Source organism: Bacillus sp. AFS015802, from assembly GCF_002561455.1.
Classification (GTDB): domain Bacteria; phylum Bacillota; class Bacilli; order Bacillales; family Bacillaceae_B; genus Rossellomorea.
The window spans coordinates 44700-63228 of the sequence record NZ_NTUP01000015.1; the positions used below are offsets into that span (position 1 = coordinate 44700).

22 protein-coding genes are annotated in these 18529 nt (G+C 42.1%); 4 read left to right on the plus strand and 18 right to left on the minus strand.

The window, feature by feature from the left end; translation table 11 throughout:
- Positions 1–37 precede the first annotated feature (37 nt).
- The 9 genes from CN378_RS11760 to CN378_RS11795 all read right to left on the minus strand — a co-directional run bounded on the left by CN378_RS11760 (position 38) and on the right by CN378_RS11795 (position 11132).
- Positions 38–520, minus strand: coding sequence for a YjdJ family protein (locus CN378_RS11760; protein WP_098352124.1), 483 nt, complete (start codon positions 518–520; stop codon positions 38–40).
- Positions 521–651: 131 nt separating this feature from the next.
- The gene (locus CN378_RS11765) at positions 652–1398 is read right to left on the minus strand and encodes a YdcF family protein (RefSeq protein ID WP_179884889.1); all 747 of its coding nucleotides are present in this window, start codon (positions 1396–1398) and stop codon (positions 652–654) included.
- Positions 1399–1427: 29 nt separating this feature from the next.
- Positions 1428–2051 (minus strand): nucleotidyltransferase family protein, encoded by a 624-nt coding sequence (locus CN378_RS11770; protein ID WP_098352128.1) that lies wholly within the window; start codon positions 2049–2051, stop codon positions 1428–1430.
- 160 nt (positions 2052–2211) lie between these two features.
- Positions 2212–2376 (minus strand): hypothetical protein, encoded by a 165-nt coding sequence (locus CN378_RS22610; protein ID WP_179884890.1) that lies wholly within the window; start codon positions 2374–2376, stop codon positions 2212–2214.
- Between the two features lie 96 nt (positions 2377–2472).
- Positions 2473–3669 (minus strand): type III PLP-dependent enzyme, encoded by a 1197-nt coding sequence (locus CN378_RS11775; protein ID WP_098352130.1) that lies wholly within the window; start codon positions 3667–3669, stop codon positions 2473–2475.
- A gap of 3 nt (positions 3670–3672) precedes the next feature.
- A complete protein-coding gene (locus CN378_RS11780) occupies positions 3673–4884 on the minus strand; it encodes an MFS transporter (RefSeq protein ID WP_098352132.1) in 1212 nt (403 codons plus the stop codon).
- Positions 4881–6869 (minus strand): IucA/IucC family protein, encoded by a 1989-nt coding sequence (locus CN378_RS11785; protein WP_098352134.1) that lies wholly within the window; start codon positions 6867–6869, stop codon positions 4881–4883. The genes CN378_RS11780 and CN378_RS11785 overlap by 4 nt, the downstream gene beginning before the upstream one ends.
- A 2-nt stretch (positions 6870–6871) precedes the next feature.
- Positions 6872–8746: an IucA/IucC family protein gene (locus tag CN378_RS11790; RefSeq protein ID WP_098352136.1), complete on the minus strand. Its 1875-nt coding sequence runs from the start codon at positions 8744–8746 to the stop codon at positions 6872–6874.
- A gap of 253 nt (positions 8747–8999) precedes the next feature.
- Positions 9000–11132 carry a peptidoglycan D,D-transpeptidase FtsI family protein gene (locus tag CN378_RS11795; protein WP_098352340.1) on the minus strand — a complete coding sequence of 711 codons (2133 nt, stop codon included), beginning with the start codon at positions 11130–11132 and terminating at the stop codon, positions 9000–9002.
- 376 nt (positions 11133–11508) lie between these two features.
- Here CN378_RS11795 and CN378_RS11800 point away from each other — a divergent pair, with 376 nt between their 5' ends.
- Positions 11509–11895: a sporulation protein gene (locus CN378_RS11800; RefSeq protein WP_179884891.1), complete on the plus strand. Its 387-nt coding sequence runs from the start codon at positions 11509–11511 to the stop codon at positions 11893–11895.
- 68 nt (positions 11896–11963) lie between these two features.
- On the opposite strand, the gene CN378_RS11805 is transcribed toward CN378_RS11800, so the two are convergent.
- From CN378_RS11805 to CN378_RS11815, 3 genes are all read right to left on the minus strand, one after another.
- On the minus strand, positions 11964–12695 hold the full coding sequence (locus CN378_RS11805; protein WP_098352139.1) for a nucleotidyltransferase domain-containing protein: 732 nt from the start codon (positions 12693–12695) through the stop codon (positions 11964–11966).
- Entirely contained in the window at positions 12652–13416 is a 765-nt protein-coding gene (locus tag CN378_RS11810) for an HAD family hydrolase (RefSeq protein ID WP_098352141.1), read from the minus strand. Before CN378_RS11810 ends, CN378_RS11805 begins: the two co-directional genes overlap by 44 nt.
- A 74-nt stretch (positions 13417–13490) precedes the next feature.
- Positions 13491–13661 carry a tRNA U-34 5-methylaminomethyl-2-thiouridine biosynthesis protein gene (locus CN378_RS11815; RefSeq protein WP_098352143.1) on the minus strand — a complete coding sequence of 57 codons (171 nt, stop codon included), beginning with the start codon at positions 13659–13661 and terminating at the stop codon, positions 13491–13493.
- 327 nt (positions 13662–13988) lie between these two features.
- Here CN378_RS11815 and safA point away from each other — a divergent pair, with 327 nt between their 5' ends.
- On the plus strand, positions 13989–14621 hold the full coding sequence (safA, locus tag CN378_RS11820) for a SafA/ExsA family spore coat assembly protein (protein WP_098352145.1): 633 nt from the start codon (positions 13989–13991) through the stop codon (positions 14619–14621).
- 137 nt (positions 14622–14758) lie between these two features.
- Here safA and CN378_RS11825 read toward each other — a convergent pair whose 3' ends face one another.
- The 3 genes from CN378_RS11825 to CN378_RS11835 form a co-directional block, all read right to left on the minus strand.
- Positions 14759–14944: a hypothetical protein gene (locus tag CN378_RS11825; protein ID WP_098352147.1), complete on the minus strand. Its 186-nt coding sequence runs from the start codon at positions 14942–14944 to the stop codon at positions 14759–14761.
- A gap of 134 nt (positions 14945–15078) precedes the next feature.
- Positions 15079–15714, minus strand: a complete 636-nt coding sequence (locus CN378_RS11830) for an FMN-dependent NADH-azoreductase (RefSeq protein WP_098352148.1) — start codon at positions 15712–15714, stop codon at positions 15079–15081.
- A 197-nt stretch (positions 15715–15911) separates the two neighbouring features.
- Entirely contained in the window at positions 15912–16334 is a 423-nt protein-coding gene (locus tag CN378_RS11835; RefSeq protein ID WP_098352150.1) for a DUF1801 domain-containing protein, read from the minus strand.
- A gap of 384 nt (positions 16335–16718) precedes the next feature.
- Between CN378_RS11835 and CN378_RS11840 the strand changes: the two genes are divergently transcribed.
- Both CN378_RS11840 and CN378_RS11845 read left to right on the plus strand, forming a co-directional pair.
- Complete coding sequence (locus CN378_RS11840; RefSeq protein WP_098352152.1) at positions 16719–16856, plus strand: FbpB family small basic protein; 138 nt, start codon at positions 16719–16721, stop codon at positions 16854–16856.
- Positions 16856–17242 (plus strand): sporulation protein, encoded by a 387-nt coding sequence (locus tag CN378_RS11845; protein WP_098352153.1) that lies wholly within the window; start codon positions 16856–16858, stop codon positions 17240–17242. The genes CN378_RS11840 and CN378_RS11845 overlap by 1 nt, the downstream gene beginning before the upstream one ends.
- Positions 17243–17279: 37 nt before the next feature.
- On the opposite strand, the gene CN378_RS22615 is transcribed toward CN378_RS11845, so the two are convergent.
- From CN378_RS22615 to CN378_RS11855, 3 genes are all read right to left on the minus strand, one after another.
- A complete protein-coding gene (locus CN378_RS22615; protein ID WP_179884883.1) occupies positions 17280–17420 on the minus strand; it encodes a hypothetical protein in 141 nt (46 codons plus the stop codon).
- Positions 17421–17436: 16 nt separating this feature from the next.
- Positions 17437–17859: a GNAT family N-acetyltransferase gene (locus tag CN378_RS11850; RefSeq protein WP_098352341.1), complete on the minus strand. Its 423-nt coding sequence runs from the start codon at positions 17857–17859 to the stop codon at positions 17437–17439.
- A 189-nt stretch (positions 17860–18048) separates the two neighbouring features.
- Entirely contained in the window at positions 18049–18513 is a 465-nt protein-coding gene (locus CN378_RS11855) for a GNAT family N-acetyltransferase (RefSeq protein WP_257141117.1), read from the minus strand.
- Positions 18514–18529 lie beyond the last annotated feature (16 nt).

The following is an 18529-nucleotide window of genomic DNA, read 5'->3' on the forward strand; positions in this document are numbered from 1 at the left end:
CCCCCTAAAATAGGGTCACAAATTGAGGTCCGTCCCCTTATTTAGCATCCCAATGGCTTTTCATTCGTACAAAGGGTAATAAGTGAAGGACACTCGCAAGTAATATCATAATTAGTCCGGTCAAAAGGAATAGCAAAAATAAAGTGTTCCCTCCTGAAGTAGATGAAGGGGAGATGGCGAAACCTAAAGCAAGTTCAATCATTCCAAGGAGGACAAGTGAAATCCGGAAACTTGATGGCTTCATTACTCGATAACCGATCAGCACTGCAAGATAACTGGCGCTGATAATCATCATCCCCGGATAGATTGGCGAAAACTTGGCAGCATATACAAAGAAATCGAGAGCTACAATATCATGTGTAGTTTGAACACTGCCATGAATCATGTCACTGAACGGAGCCGAATACCTCCATTCCGAAGACTTATCCAACAAAGTACTCCCTTCATACCAAGAGACCAAAGACGCAAATCCCAGTACAACCAACCCCATTCCAATTTGTGACCAATACTTAATCGACATACCTTTCTCCTTCCTACTTTGAGGGACGGACCTCAAGAAAATGCTTTGTTTAAAGATGAAAAACGCATCATCTCAAGGGTTTCCCCTTGAGATGGGATACGAATTTGAGGTCCGTCCCTCAATTCAGTCCCTCAATTCAGCATCATGTTCACCACGGCGAAGTATTCTCGTATGATGTAGTTTGCGGTGATGAGTAAGGGGGATTCACTGCCAAGGCCAGTGCAGTCAAGCCCCAGTTCTTCGCTGATTTTTTCGGCGCGTAAGATATGGTAATCGCTAGTAACGATGATTACTTTCTTGTTGTGTAGTCCCTCATGTCTCAGAATGGCTTCTGCATTCCGAAGGTTTTCATATGTAGTGGTGGACGTTTTATCATAGTAGATTCGATCTTCCCTGATGCCATGCGTTTTTAGGTAAGCCCCCATTGCATCTGCTTCTGGGATAGCCTCTCCAGGACCTTGTCCACCGGAAACGACAACAGGGACGTTTTCATTGACAGTAAGCAGCTCTCTTCCCTTTTCGAGTCTCTCCCTTAAGGTGTTGGAAAGCTCATGGCCTTTTAAACCGGCTCCGAGTATGATGACCGCATCGGGAGCTTCCTCCCTGATATGATGGGATTGAACGGCCGTTTTCAGAAGCAGGCCTTCAACAATACCAAACGAAACAATAAAAAGGAGGAACAGCACCCCAATGCTTCGACGGGCTGTTTGAAAACGGGTATCTCCCGTATTCTTATAAGCGATATGTAAAAGGAAAATCAGTATGAGGGTTTGCGCAACACCAGCGAAGAACAGTATCCCGAAGGTCACCCCTCCGAAAAGAACGAGTACAGTAAAAATGAAGATGAATAGTAACTCGTACTTGATAATCTTCTGCATCAGAACCCCATTCGTAAAATAAAAACCCATCATGCTTCACCTTCAGCGAAATCCCTGGGTACACCTTGAATTTTCACTTTTGGCCATTTTTTATCCCACTCTTTTTCATGCAGCCTTTTTTCATAAATGGAAGCTAATGCTTCTTTTTCTTTAAAATAGGGAGTCGGTTTAATTTGGAGAGAAAGTAAGTCTTGTATTCCCCAGGGCGCTGCTAAAATAAGCTCATTTTTCCCGTTTAACGTCAATGCAATGGAGGTAGCCGTTTCAGGGAAACGGGATACAGCATCAATCGTGGAGCTATACGGTGCTTCTCCATTTTTTATATGCATCCTAGCCTGGTTTTTCACAGACCAAGGTTCACTCGGTGCCCGATCCTGCAATTTTGCTTCAAGTTGCTTTTCAATGCGTTCGTCTATATTCGATCGATCGAAATACACTACATCAATATCCGGCAGATCCGTTTTATTTGAAAACCCATGCAGAGTATCCCATACCTTTGTCCTTACAAACCCTGCACAAATCCACCAGTCTGGCAGGTGTAAAGTTTGTGCAGTCTCAAGGATTTTCATCATCCAGGGATCTTCTTTCACCAGCTTCAAAATATCCTGTTCTGATTGGACCACGGTCTCCTTCACCCCTTTCGCATGCCACATAAGAATTGACCCTTAACGTTTTCAGTGATCGAACGTAAATGGTTTTAACTTATTTTACCATGAAAAAAGGGTGTTCCATGGTTTTTTTCTCCATTCATTCGATCAATGGGTCATGAACATCAAAAAAATAATGCCAGGGAGCTTCCCCTGACATTTCCAATCATTGTCCGCCTGTAAACCAGCTGCTCGCTTTCACGCGCTCTTCTTCCTGAAGTTGTCTTTCGTTACGATTTCCTGCTTCAAACGTATTTTGGGAGAATTTACGACGAAGAAGTGCACTCACTATTCCGAATCCAACGGCAATGCCAATAATCCACCATAACATACTCTTCACTCCCTTCCTTGAACAGTCCTTTTCTATATATACGTATGAAAAGGTGGAAAAGTTTCATTTTTCTAAAATCTCTCCTGTCCGCACCTTTTACAGGTAATGAAATTCTGGTTGAGGATGTGACAGGAAATCATGATGGGAGATGGTCCATCCATATGCTCCTGCCATTGAGAAGACGACCAAGTCCCCTGCTCTCAATTTTTCTACATAACTCTTTCGGATCAGCAGGTCATTAGGGGTGCATAGCTCACCGGCGACTGTAACATATTCTCCTCTTACCTCTGGTCTCGGCAATGGTTCATCATACCATTCATCCACGGGGTAAATGGTATGGGGATGAGTCATTTTCCAGGCTGCGGGCAGCCGTAAGTGATGGGATCCGCCTCTTATCAAGGCAAAGTGCTCACCGTGGTTTTCCTTAATGTCCATCACTTCTGCCACATAGTATCCGCTGCCACCTACCATATAACGGCCGAGCTCCAATATCAGCTGGATTCCATTCTGTTGAAATAAAGCTTCCATCTCGTGCAACCCTTTAGTGAACGTTTCCCATTCAAACGGCTGTTCCCGCTCCCCATAGTTTAATCCAATGCCTCCGCCTGCATTTAATATACTGATGGCAGGGAGTGAAAAGAGAGTCTTCCAGTCCATTACTTTCTCCCTGCAGAATTGTATGAAATCCAGGTGATCACGGGCATTGAGATTATTACTCATGGCATGAAAGTGGAAGCCTCTCACTTCAAGATAGGGATAACCTGATAGTCCATTTAATAGAGAGGGAATACGTTCTTCTTCTATTCCAAATTGTGTCGGAACCCCGGTCATTTTATGAGAGCTTCTTTCGACCTGATAGGTACTGTTTACGCGAATGAGGACTGGCAACTTTTCCCCCGTTACAGACCCTAAGCGGTTCAATCGATGCAGGTCCCTTTCGCTTTCAATATTCATCGCATGAAGTTTTCCCTTGGATAGATACTTCAGTTCCCTATCTTTTTTGGCTGGTGCCCCAAAGATAATGGGCTTGCCGGTGAGATCCATAACCTTGACGAGCTCTCCTTCTGAAGCGGTATCGAATCCATCCACGCATCCTTCCAATGCCAGGATGATGTTCTTATCGGGATTTGCTTTGACCGCATAAAACATTGAACAGTAAGAAGGCAATGACTCTCTCAGTTGCCGGGCATGATTTTTTAGGTGCTTTATATCATAGAGATAAGCACATATCGGGTCTGCTCCTCTCTTTTTTATAAGAGAAGGAAGATACGAGCTGACGTTTTTAGAAATCATAGATTACTCCTTCCATAAACTTCGATTACTCCTTACGACGACGATGGTAAAGAGGATGGTTCCGATCCCCATTAAAAGTCCGGCTGTGAAAGCATTGAATGAACTGGCCACCCATCCAATTAAAATGGCCCCGAGGGGAATATAGCCGCGGTCCATGAGGGCAATGGCCAATACCCTGCCCCGAAATTCATCGGCTACTTTCAATTGAAGGAGGACCCTGCTCATTGTCCGGTAATATTGACTGGTGAAACCCACGATGAACATGAGTCCGATCGCCGCCCAATAAAATCGGCTCATTAATGTAAAGAAGATCAGGCTTGTCCCAAAGGCAAGGGAGGAGATAATGAGCCATCTGCCTCCCAGCACCGGCTGCTGGAATGTGAGGAGTCCAGTGGCACCGATCGCACCTAAGGAAGAGACAGACAGCAGGAACCCAAAGCCCGCCGGACCAAGCCCCATCAGCTCTTTTGAAAAAATGGGAAGCATGGTCGTATAGGGGAAACCGAAAATCATCGGAGCAATGGCCACAAACAGGAGGGCGAGTAATACCGGTTGCCCCTTCAAGTATTGGATGGTCTCATGAAACGACTTCTTCTCCCATTGTCCCCTTTCCTGTATCTTCTGTTGATGGCCGGAAATAGTCATTAACGAAAATAGGACGATCAGTATTCCAAGCGAGACCCCGAGTATGATTCCGCCGGCAGGAAAATATCCAAGAAGGACACCTGCCAACGCAGGACCTATCATTCTCGCAACATTGATAGAAGTGGTTTGAAGGGTTATCGCACTACCAAGCATCCTTCCCGGTACAATATCGGATAACCATGCGTTCCGGATCGGTACTTCATAGCTCATAAAGACCGAGCGTATGGTTATGGCCATTAATAACAAGAGAAACGATGCTTGTTGGCCGATAATGATCCCGACAGAAATGGTGGATAACAACATTCCACCATAAAGAATGAGAAGGGACTGGCGTCTATTATAGTTGTCGGCCACCAATCCTGCTGATACGGAAAATAGAAAAACAGGAAGAAGTCTGCACGCGTTCACCATCCCCAATGCCACACCTGAACCGGTCCATTCGTACACAACCCAGTTTAGGATGGTCAAATCCATCCAATCCGCAGTGCGTACGAAGAAACTTCCATATAAGAATCGACGGAAAGGGCGTGACGTCAGTGCAAGCTTCTGTTGTGCTGATTCAATATTCACGTCCTTTCAGCTTCAGTTCCGAGTGGATTTTCAACATAATGATATAGATAACCATCAGAAGGACTCATCCTCATTTTGGTCAACGCTTTATGCTTCACTTTTTTCTGATATAAAAACCGTCGATCTTCTTCCACGTTTATCGGTACGTCCGGATATAGGCAAGTGAATGTCTCTTCGCAAGCCTCCCGGACCAATGTCCAGAATACTCCTTCATACACTCCCGAAGCTTCAACGAGAAGACGGATGATTTCCCCGAAATGACTCTGGAACACCGTATAATGCGCTTTGGAGTACATCTCTTCTTTCGTTTCGGTCATGGTGATACTCCCTGGATAAAAGGTCGGAAACAGATGCTGCTCCTCTAGTCGATTCCTGTATATTCTCGCTCCCCCCCAATCCCTGAAGTAAAATCGTACCGGTTGCCCATTTTTGAAGACAGGGACACTATTCTGCAGATGTCCTTCCAGTGCAATTCCATACTTGGTTAAAAGGGTGAGGAAGCCTGGTAACGTGATAGATAAATAGTCTTTAAAGAAAGATTGGGCTCCTCTTTGCCGGGTCAGTTTGTTATAAGCACAATATTCATCAAGAAGCTCAGCAAGGATCGTTTGTTCCGAAAAAGGGGATGCTGCATAAAGACTGCTTCCGGTAATCATCAACTCATCCTCTTCCAGCTCGTCTTCCGGATTGTCTCTTATGACCACCGTCAGATTTCTTCTTTGTTCATCATGGTTTGAAATGAACGAGTATCCTGCAACTTCATTCATGGGAAGAAATTGCGCTAACTTTGGTTCTTGTCTTAGCACTTCATCCACCATTTTTGTAAAAACAGTGCTGTTTAAAGCGGTTTGACTGGAAATCGATCTCACCGTGGATGTCATTTGACTGTTGACGGCCAGTTTCACGAATCTTCTTGAATAGCCATCTGGCAGAACCGTTCGAAAAGAAGAAGTAGCACAACACCCGACAGAAACCGATTCAACCGGTAGGATGATCCCTTTTTTTATTTCAGTAGAATAAATGGGATATAGCGTATGCTTGTATTGCCATTCGTGAATAGGCAAAATCTGGTATTCTTCTGGGTCCTTTCCGTTATTTTTCATGAACTCATGGTAGGCCGGTATGATTTCTTTAAATGTTTTTTCTATCAATGTTGGTTCTGATTCGGTTTTCTCCACCCATTCTTTCCGGACAGCCACAAAGCAAATCTCAAAGTTTTGTCGGAATTCAGGTGAATACCTGGCCACCTCCTCAGCATTCATGCCGGTTTTGGTTTTAGACCCGGGATGCAGATGGTGCCCCTCTACGCACAGCTGTTCAAAAAAGGTGAGGGAACTCCACATCGGTTCTTCTTCCTTCCTGTGTTTAATGTAATCAAAGGTGGATCGGTAAGGAATTTTACCTGCGCTTTCCTTTATCTTTTTCGTCCAGTGATAATGTGCGGCATAACTTAGTGATTGATTAGCCGTACCATTTTCAAGTTCTTTCATCAATCCCTTTCCTTTTTCTTCAAGTCCTAAAAGGGAGATCAGCTCGCCGGCAGTCTTTATTTTCCGATGAGAGTCATGGGTAATACACAATAGATTTCCTTCAATAGTGACCCGCTGAAAGGCAAGTTCATCTTTTATTGGAAAAAGAATCATATACTCACCGAAGGATTTCATTCTGTAAGAAATCCCCTCATTCAACTCCACGGTTTGAAGCTGATGGAGGAGCGGTTCCCATTGTTTGTATACTTTCAATAAGCTTGTGACATAGACTGAACCGATTTTCTTCAATTGAACTGAATCGGAATACAGAGAGTTCACGTCTTCTCTTAGAAGGGAGGCAGCTAGTTTATTCAATATGGTCTGTCGCCCCCTTTCGATATTCTCTTTATAAAATGGAATCATAGGGGGGTGATTTTCACTCAAATAGCCCAGGCATTTCACTTCATCATCCAGCAGCTGCCCTTCTGTCAATGGATGGTTCGTATTAAGTCTCATGGCTATTCTCCTTTCCCCGCTGTTAATGGATTGGGTGCTGAAACATATACATTTTCCGTGAAAGAATCAGATAATCTCATGTTGATCAGGGACTTTAAATAAGTTGATCGACCGAAAACGAATTGTTCAAAATGGGACACATCCCTTTTGTGGGGCTTTTCACTTTCCAATCTTTCGATCGTGCCTCCAACAACATTTGAAACCTGTCTCCAAAGGAGGGCCTCCTGAAGTCCGAATTCTTTTGTTACTCTCACAATGATTTCTCCTAAATGATTATGAAGGACTGCGTGTGAGAACATATGATATAGATCAACCGGTTCTGAAGTGAGAATATTCGTTTCGTTGCAGATCCTCCCTCTTTCCACAAAGGCAGGGAGGCGTTTCTCCAATATCCGGATGCCTCCGTTGTCCCGAATCAGTAACTTTCGTGGACTGCCCTGCTCAAAAACAATGAGTGCGTTTTGAAGATGGGCTTCCAGACTGATTCCATATTTCACGATTAAAGCAATGAGCCCGGGAACGAGCGTATTTGCGTACTGTTGGATAAAATCGACTGCCGCGGTTTCGATGGAAATCCCTTTATGTGTAGACCAGTCTTCGATCAATTCTTTTGCGAGAAGCTTTCCGGAAATGGGTGAGACATTTATAAGAGCGGCTCCGGGAACTGCAATTTCACCTCTGATCAGTTTCATTTCAGGGTTTTCCCTCACCAACGCGGATAAGTTTTTCTCCAGATGGATGCTTGCATTTTTTCGTTGAGAAAAATAATGTCCCCCACCACATTCTGATAAAAAATAGATTCTTTTGTTGATCTCTTTGTCATGATCCCAGATGTCATTCAATATTTCCGAGATGACTGGACCGTTCCAGACGGATGTCGGTGAAACGATTCTCTTGGCACTGGTCATTTGGACATTTAACGCCGTCTTCAAATGATGATGCTTTCGAGAATCCGGTGCCAGGGAGCGGAATGAAATGAGTGGACGGTATGGAATGACTGCATCGACCGGAATCAGCAATTGCTGTTTCATTTCTTCCTGATAATATTGCTTCACCGTATGATCGAACTGCCAAGGATGGACAGGGATGATTTCGTACTCCTCGATGTTCCTCCTTAATAGGGTGAATTGTTGCTTCATGGCTGTTGCCACCTCCGGGTATTCATTCAACAGGATGTCTGTCATGGAGGGTCCGCCGGCGATTTTCGTGAAGACCGAAATGCTTTTATGGATGGCCAGGGGGATGATGGAAACCTCCCTTCCCCATTCGGGAGCGTACGATATGACTTCCTCCCTGGATAAACCAAGCCTTGTCTTCGAACAGGGGTGTAGGGTGTGACCTTCAATGACGGATTGTTCCAAGAAGGCCAATGGGCTGAATGAAGGCTCAAGAGATCGATTGTGCAAGTATTCAAATGTCCCTTCTCCTGTGTAATGGTCCTTTCTTAAGGTTTCTGCAGTTAAAGCCAAGGAATCATTTTCTACACTGTTCTCAAGTTCTTTTATGAAGAGTTGGAATTGATGTGATCGGGATGTCCGTCCCTCTAATAACTCCTTCATAAACTGTGTAGGGGTTTCGATTGGTAAGGTCGTATTCCCTTTTGTAATGGTGATGGGTCCTCCTATATCCAGGTGGCCCAACATATAGGTATTTTCAATAGGGATGGTGATCTTAGAATTTTCAACCGGAGTTATGTAAATGAATTTTTTCTTATCCCCAGTCATTCCATGCGTATATTCAATAAGTTCTTCCCGAATAATGGCTTGTATTAATTTATGTAGGATGCGTCTTTGTGAAAGCTGCCCTTTTTCTTTGACTAAATCCTCAACATTTGTGGACTCTTTGGGTAATGAATGGTAACTATAAACTCTGCTCATCGTGTGTATTCCTCCTATTAATGAGAATCATTTTCAATTNNAATTGAAAATGATTCTCATTGTCAATCTTTAATACAGAAGTAAGGAAAATAGTCCCAACCATCAGGAACACCGGACATCAGGTATGAACCGTCCATTGAACAGGTATTTGAAGGTGCCATTCAAATTATTCTGAAACGGAGCTCCATAGAACCTAACATTCTATTATTCAACAAAAAAACGCAGCCCTTTATTTAAAAAGGCTGCGTTTCATTTATTCTTCTGCTGTTTCCTGATCTTCTGTATTTTCCAATTGGTCGGCATTACGCACTTTTTCTTCCGTTGAAGAGTTATAGTATCCCTCTTTTTCGTATTGCTTTTTTAGTTCGAAGTATTTGTCCATGGCTCTTTTAGCGATGGTTTTGTTTACGTATGGGTCTTTATTTTGATGTGAATAAGGTAACACCACTGAGAAAGCCACTTCTGGGTTGTCGTATGGTGCATAGCCTATTAGTGTAGTGTTGTAAGTATCATACTGTCTCTTTTCTTCAGGACTGTAGTAAAATGCTTCGGCAGTACCGGATTTAGCTGCTGCATCATATGGTGCGTTTCTAAAATTATTGGCAGTACCTTGGCTCCCATGTGCGACCTTATAGAATCCTCTCTGCACTTGCTGAATTTGTCTTTCCGTTGCATCGATCCGATTTAATACTTTAGCATCATTTTCATAAATTAATGACCCTACTTTATCCCTCTCTTGACTTGGTTCCCTCACTTCTTTCATTAAATGGGGCTCCATCCTGAAACCTCCGTTGGCGATTGTAGATGCATACTGCACAAGTTGCATCGGTGTATATAAGTCGTATTGCCCAATAGCGAAGTCCATTAACATACCTGGTTCTCTTTTTTCCCCCTTTAACCCTTCTACTTCACCAGGCAGATCTATACCAGTCTTTACGCCAAGGCCGAACTGACTATAGTAATTTCGCATGGTATCAAACGCCTTTGGATCCATATCGATTGGTTCTCCCTTTCTATAAACTCCTCCCGCAATTTTAATTGCTGTTTTGAACATGTACGCGTTTGAGGAGATCTCCAGGGCATCTATATCATTTAAGTAAATTGGCCCTCTCGAAAGGTTAAACCATGATCTTTTAACGGGAGTCCCTTTTATAGCGATAGCTTCATCATACAAAACATCCCCAACATTCAAAGCCCCAGTCATATACCCCGTCAACACAGTAGCACCCTTTACAGCAGATCCCACCCCATATTCAGAAGTATACGTACCTAAAGCATAATCCTGTAATTCCGTTTTTCCGTTTTCATCCTTACCATACTTCTTTCCTACCATGGAGAGGATCTCACCTGTGTGCGGATCCATCATGACAACAAATGCACGGTCCAGAAACGGGGATTCCCAATATTTTGAGGCTTGTTTACTAAGCTCTTCTTCAACAATCTTCTCAATTTCTTTCTGGAGTTGGAGGTCGATGGTCAACACGACATCCTTACCGCTATGTCCTTCGCTAACAAGCTGTGTATCAAGGACACTTCCATTTTTCGTAATGTATTCGATTTCTTCTTTTTGTCCCTTAAGGACATTTTCATATTGTGACTCAAAGTAACTTTTTCCAACACGGTCATTCAAGGCATACCCCTGAGCTTTATACTCTTTCACAAGTTCGCTTGGCAGTCCTTGCTGGGAAGTGGTTACCCTCCCGAGGATCGTTCGCAAGGTACTGTCATTCACATACTTCCGTTCCCAATCGGTCGTTACATTGACCCCTGGCATTTCCGATAATCGTTCACTCACCCTGGCCATTTCTTCCATGGATACATCTTTATTTTTGATGATCTGTGGACTGAGGGCATATCCCGTGTTGAATTCACGGAAAATCGCCAGTACTTCCTCTTCCTGTTTGGAAAATGACTCAATGTCCTTTTTAGTGATCCTTTCAAGCTGCATTTCGTAAATCTTCTTGTTTCTATCATCCTCTGCAAGATCCTCGTCATCTTCCAGCTTCTTTATTTCCTCCTTGGAAACCAGCTTTTCAGCTTCATCGGGATGAGTCAGTAGCCAGAAATCCTGCCGATCTCGATCGGTGATTTTATCTGTATCCATTTCAATCAGTCCAGAAAGTTTCTCCGCAACCTTCAGCATATCTTTAGGTTTCGTCGTCTGGGTTCTGGTATACGTAATGGCATTCAGTGGAACATTGTCGACAATGACATTTCGATAACGGTCATAGATTTTCCCTCTCGGAGGTGTTCCATTATGGGATTTTACATTTTCGGTTCTGGCGACTTCTGCTTCATAATGGTTTCCCTGCACGATTTGCACAATTCCAAGACGAAGAATCAGAAGCGAAAATAGAAAAAAGACCGAAATAAATAGTAGATTCATTCTCAATGGGACATGGGTTTTTTTCTTTTTCTTCTTTTCCTTCAATTTGAATAACCCCTTTTAAGCTCGTATTTTACCAAAATATGATAATGTTCTAGTCCTATTTTATAGAAATTTCGACTATATTTCTACCTCTATATGGAACAAATTCCATTAATTTTACTTCACTGGGAGTAGGTGGTGGGATGTTTGCCAGTAAAACTCATCTGCTAGATCGATATTGAGTGGATTGCGAAAAATGTCGAAGAAGGAGTGTAGACAAAACAGTCCGGTTTCTTTTAGAATATAGTCGTATTAAAGTCGAAGAAAATGAAACCAAAGCTCTCCTTATTGCGTAGAATTGGTAACTAGATGAATGAGAGGTTGAATGGCTGTTATGTTTAGTAAACTGATGTGCAGGTTCGGTATTGGAGCAACAAAGATTGATTTGGTATTAAACAAGAAGGAGTTTCGTCCGGGGGATGTCATCAAAGGTGAATATGAACTCACCGGCGGCCGTGTGGAACAGAAATTAAAGAGGATCGAGACAGACCTATTGCAGTATGATGAAAAGCGTGATCGCTCTTCTGTTCTTCATCAAAATACCATATTAAGCTCATCGACGATGAAAGCAAACGAACAACGCACCATTCACTTTTCGTGCAGACTTTCTGACGCATTCCCGCCAAGCAGTGATACGGTCTCTTACAAGTTCGTTACACGACTTGTCTTTGACGATGGTGTGAATAGCGTCGATCATGATGATTTTCAAATTTTAGTATAATGATAAATAAGACAGGAGCCCTTCTAATACTGGAAGGGCTCTTTGATTTGAAGTTTGGTGGCAGCTTTTCACTCTTTGCCTACTGAAAAACCTTCAAATAATCTCCCACCATGTGGCTGCAGGACAGACTCAACAAGCTTCACTACAGCCTTTTTATCATCCTTTCGATAGAATCGCTCGAAAGCATCTACATATTTCCCTGCAAAGTGCTGATCATACTCTTGTAATGCCCGGACGATCCATTTCGAAGAACCGATCCAATGACCATTCGTCCGAAGCACAAATTCGTGCAGTGATTCTCCGATTGAGTTTGCGATAAAGATGCTTTCTCCCCTATTCGTTGAGCCGATGAAATCATCGAGAGCATCCGTGAGGAAATATCGCTTCATTCTGATGGTGGATGCGTTCCACTTCGGAGGTCCGTCCCTCAACAGTGTGTCCGCCTCTTTTTTTAGTATGGGGATAATGGGGTGGTCAACGAGGGGAATCCCTTCTGAAACCATCCTTGGTAAGGAAGGTCTGGCCCGCTTGCAGTCTGATTGGAAATAGTGACGGAGCGTTACCGAATTGTGCACGAACACTTCTATTGGCCAACCGTATGCGGTGAAGGATTCCCGGTATTCAGAGGGAAGCTGTCCCTCAATGACGACGATATCAAGATCCGATGTGGAAGTCTCTTCCCCCCTTACGACGCTGCCTCCGAGAAGGGCACCCTGACAGGTGGGGAAGTTTTCCTGGATGAATAGCTTGGCTGCTTCAATCGCGGATGTTCTTATCACATGATTCCCTCCATTCTCCATCGATGATCAATTCCTCCATATCTAACACGTGTTTCACTATATAATCCGGTTGAATCTCATCCGGTGAATCATAATCATGCTTATTGATCCATAAAGCGTCCATTCCAACGGATTTTGCCCCTGTTATATCCGTGAAATAGTTGTCCCCTATAAAAAGCGTTGTGATAGGCTCGCTTTTAAAAACATCCAGGGCATGCTGAAATAATCCTTTATGGGGCTTAAAGAAACCGATCCTTTCGGAAACGATAACAGATGAGTCAGGGAAAATGTTCGACAATCCTAGACGCTCTACCTTTTTGTAAGCATTAAAAACCGTTCCATTCGTAACAATCCCCAACTGTGCTTTATTCGATAAATCCAATAGGAACTTGATTATTTCTTGTTGAGGTCTGATTTGTTGAATATAGGAGGCTTGAAAGGTTTTTACAAATTGCAGTGAAACCTTAGGGGCAAGGTCTATATTGAAATCCGCCAAGGTGTTCTCAAGTCTCATAATTGAAAATTGCTGAAAATTCAACTCGTTAGATGAAAACCTGGGCCACAGGCGATGGTTGTGCTTTGTGAATGCAAGCAAAAATTCCGCTTGATTGAGATCCTTCAACTCGTTGAACTGACGAAGGGTATCACCAATGCCCCTTTGAAAAGCACTTGAATGATCGAACAATGTATCATCCAAATCAAATAAGAATAACTCATATTTTTTAAGTAAGATAGACTTCATGAGAATTAACTTTCTTTTTCAGTTTTGTAAAGAAAGTGCTGAAATGTTTTTTCCTTAAGGTGTAATAGAAATTATCAGAGGGACTCTGTAAATTCTTCTTTTTCCTTCCTCCTCCCGATACTATATCCAATCACGATTCCCATGATCAGAATGAATAAATAGTCTGTTTCAAAGCCGTTCGTAAAGAAGCCGGTAATACCCCATCCTAAAAGGGCACCGATTATAACTAAGAAAAGGGATTTCATATCATGACCATCCTTTCTAATAGAATCCGATCATCGTGAGGAGCCCGACCCCAATGATGGTAAGGAGACAAGCTCATATAGTCCGCTCCTTTAGCTATCATTAACAACATACACTCTATTGTCACCAATGCCCAAAGTATGTAAGACGTTCGTATCTATAAGTATACCAAACGGAGTCCATAATTTGGATTTTTTAAAGCGCTGATTAGAAAGTACCCCCTCATTCAGTCCTAGTAAAATTTACTAGATGCTGATTTAAAAGGTTTCCTTAAATGGTGGTAACAACTACCTGTTTTAAAATTAACAGAATTATATTTCAATAGAACTATGAAAACATTAAAACTTTTATCTATCTTATTGTTGTCTGTCACTTTTGTCATTGGATTTGGTCATTCTTCCAAGGTTGCCGCTGCTGGTACCTACACGGTCACTTATGGGGATACGATGTGGAAGATTGCCGTGAAACATCAGGTTGGAGTATCCGAGCTGATTTCAGCAAACCCCGGGATCAGTAACCCGAATATGATTTACCCTGGTCAAAGCATAAATATCCCAGGAGCAAATGCCACTGCTGAAAGTTATACATATGAAGTAGTGAAACTTGTAAACATGGAGCGTTCAAAAGTGGGTTTACCCCCATTGAAGGAAAATTGGGAGTTGTCCCGTGTCGCTCGCTATAAGTCAGAAGACATGATTGCAAAGAACTACTTCAGCCATACATCCCCGACATATGGGTCGCCGTTCCAGATGATGAAGGATTTCGGCATTTCTTATCAAGCAGCAGGGGAAAACATTGCTGCTGGTCAAAGAACACCTGCAGAAGTTGTAGAGGCGTGGATGAATAGCGAAGGTCATAGAAAAAACATCCTGTCACCGACGTATACGGAAATCGGAGTGGGATATGTGAAAGGTGGATCGTACGGTCATTACTGGACCCAAATGTTCATCAAAAGATATTAGTTGAAAGGAAGCTTAAGGAGATGACCCTGGTATTGTACCGGGGTCATTTTTTTACAGTGAGAGTATCAGTGCGGTTGATACTCTGACCGTAAAATAAACATCACTGGAAACATTGTGCTACATTGTTGTCTCCCCATCTAATAAGGACTGTGGTTGATTTCAAGAATAATGGTGAATCTGTTTTCATCTGTAGAAACAACCTCTTGTACATACACAGCCTGGCTTCCTGATTCTTCCCTCTTCTGTGTCACAATCTTTCGCATCAAGGCAGCAAGTGATTCATCTTTCCCTAGTTCAATATCCATAAACTCCTGGTCCTTCATTCCCTCAACTCCTTCGCTTCTCTATTTACGAATTAGGAGTGGATAGGGTTCCATAGAATGTAGAAATTTTTAAAAAGTAAATGGAAGAATACATAAAAAAGAGCCAACAGAAACGTTGACTCCCTCATAATAATTTAGAATGTATGTGCTAAATCTTTTGCTCTTGCAATCGCATTTTCTTTGATTTCAGCGGCTTTATCAGGCATTGCTGCATGACCCTCAACAAATAATCCTTCAAAGGAAGGAACGCCGTAGAATTGCATCATCACTTCCAGGTAGCGGTGCCCCATTTCCATGGCGGCTGCAGGTCCTTCAGAATAAATTCCTCCACGGGCCTGAATATGAAGGGCCTTTTTATCAGTCAGAAGGCCAACTGGTCCTTCTTCTGTATATTTGAACGCTTTTCCTGCCACTGATACAGAATCAATATAAGCTTTCATCACTGGAGGGAAAGAGAAATTCCAGAACGGAGTGACAAAGATATATTTATCAGCGTTGACAAACTGATCGGATAATTCACCAAGTCGACCTACTTTTGCCTGCTCTTCTTGAGAAAGTTCTTCAAATCCTTTACCGGACTGCAATTTACCCCAGCCGCTGAATACGTCAGCATCGATTTGCGGGATGTTTTCCTTGTATAAGTCCACATTGACCACTTCATGTGAAGGATTTGCTTCTTTATACGTATCAATAAATGCTTTCCCGACAGCCATGCTGTAAGATTGTGTGTCATCGTGCGGATGTGCTGTGATGTATAAAACTTTTGTCATGTTGATTCGTCCCTTTCTGAATGTGAAATGATTTAAGTCCAATCCATAAAAAATGATTCGAAACCATTTATCTTGAACCAGAATAGTCTTAATTCAAGATTAATAATATAGGATATTAACTTGAATTACAAATGTTAAGGTTTGTATCAAAAAAAATAAGGAATTAGTCACATGGATACGACCAATTCCCGTTATTTTTATTTATTAGGATAGGTTTTTTGTAAATATGTCACTGACTGCTGGATCAATTGCCTCAAAATCTCTTTATCAATGTCCGCCACTTTATTTATGTACACACATGCTTTCCCGGATGTATGTTTTCCAAATGACGGCAAGAGCTTTTCCCTCTCAGGGTCCCCAGTGGCAAAATATAGGCTTATTTTCGCTTTGCGAGGGGAAAATCCCACTAATGGAGCGTCCCCTCCGTGTCCGGTCTTATATTTATAATGATAAGAACCGAATCCGATAATGCTCGGTCCCCACATTTTGGCTTCCAACCCCGTTGTTTCAGAGAAAATATCCAGGAGTCTATAGGCATCTTCTCGTTTATTTGGATTGTCTACCTTCTCGATAAATTCTATGACACTGCCGTCATGTTGCTTGGTTTTCAACTCATACATCTTACCATCACCCTTTCAATTCATACTACAAATTACTTTCTCTATTCTTTCTGGCAATTCCTGCCCTGATTGAGTTCTAAAGGGGGTATTGAGCTTCACAATATTTTAAGTGTGGCAAATATCTTCCTGAAACAGGATTTTCATTGACAACTAGACCGGTATCGATTATGATAGTCTCATAATTTCATATTCTCCTAAAGGGGAGTAGCTGTAACAATAAAGTCGTCATTACAGAGTGCACACTCTCGGCTTTATTGACAACCATGTTGTTAGCGAGACCTTTACCAGTTGGTGAAGGCTTATATATGTCTAAAAAAGACCTTTACCATTTCCGGTAAAGGTCTTTTTTCTTTATCACTTCACTTGGAAAGGAAGTAATGAACTATGAAAAAATTAAAAGCGAACCTCTCTCAATTGATTCAACAAAACAAAGAAGAAATTCTGAAAGATCGACGTGAAATAAACAAGATAGAAGAAAAAATAGAACAAAAATACACGGCAATCAAAAAGGGGGATGCCTGATGATTCTGCGTAAATACATGTCACTCTTCGGTATCGGTTCTGCCAAAATTGATCTTGTTTTACCCAAAACCTCATTTAAACAGGGGGAACTCTTACATGGATATTTCTTTTTGGAGGGGGGGATCATTGAACAAAAACTGAGGCGGGTCGAGTGTGACTTGGTTATGATTGATAAAAATGGTAAGGCAGAAAGACTCATTGATTCAACAACTGTTTTAAAATCGGATATTATCCGGGCCGATGAACGCAATAAACTGTCCTTTACCTATCGGATTCCGAACGACCTCCCTTGCTCAGAAGAAGGGGTCCGTTATTTATTCAAGACTAAGCTGACATTTGACCAGGGGGTCGAAAGCTTGGATGAAGATTACATCTCTATTGAATAAAGGAAAGTCTCGCATCCGGATGCGAGACTTTTTATTGTTATGCATCCTCTTTTTTGATGTCTTCCAGTAGTGAAATAATCCTTTCATTCTGTTCAATCATCGTTTGATTCTGCTTCCTGAACTTTGTGAAATCAAACGAAAAGATGAGAAGGAAGATTGCTAACATGATTCCTAACAAGTTTTCCCCCCCTTTCTCACGTTTCTTTCAATTTAAAATAAATCATCTCGGGATCCCCCGGGTCCAGGTTATCTATTACACCGCTTGGAGAGTATCCATTCTTTTCAAAAACCTTTTGCATTTCATGGTTTGACTGATTAGTGGAAGAAAAAATCTTTCCTGTCGGGGCGACCTTTTCAAGTTGCCGCAATAGCGATGACGCATAGCCCTTTCTTCTTTCTTCTGGGGCAATGATGATTAGAGTGACGAACGTGCTCTCAAAAAAGTGAGTATGATATAGAAGAAAGCCTGTGATCTTATCACTTTTCACTGCCAAACATCGCTCCTCCATTATGGCTCTTTCGATTTCACTTCTTCTATTTTCATGACCGGTTACTTGACGATCGATTTTGACCATCGATTCCAAATCCGATAATTGCGCAATTGCTACATTTCTCATGTCGGACATTACCTTCTTTTCCTAAATAATATGGTTAGAAATACAACGATTATGATGACAGCAATAATCTGGACCCATACATCATTCCCTATGTAGAAATAACGGTCTTCATAGCTGTAGGTTTCTATCGCAGTGGTCATTTTGAAAGTCCTTCATTACGTCAAATGAACAGGGGCCATTGGTTTGATACTACAGTGACTTGGACATTAGAACATTTGTGATTTCAAATCCTGATTTTTGGTACAAGGAGAGCGCTATTTTGTTGTGCCCGAATACGTGGAGGGATATTTTGTTGATACCTAATTCCCTTGCAAACGAGTCCAGGGACGTTAAAGCTTCTTTTCCATAACCCAATCCTCTTTTGCTTTCAAGAATCACTATATCGTAAATAAATATTTCCTTTTCTTCTTCCTTTACATGAACCCATAAGTTTCCTACTGCTTCCCCGCTCTCTTCATGAATTAATGTGAACAAATAATGATTTTTTGTTTCCCTTCCTTCAGGCAGTAATTGACTGAATTCCTTTTCTGCCTGTTCAAGGGACGTTTCTTTTTTGAAATTACCTGCTTTCGTCTTTTCATCTGCGTATTCTTTGATGGAGTCTTTTAACCAATGGATATATGCGTTTTCTGTCATAGGTTTTAATAGAATCATAGGTGTTCCTCCTTTT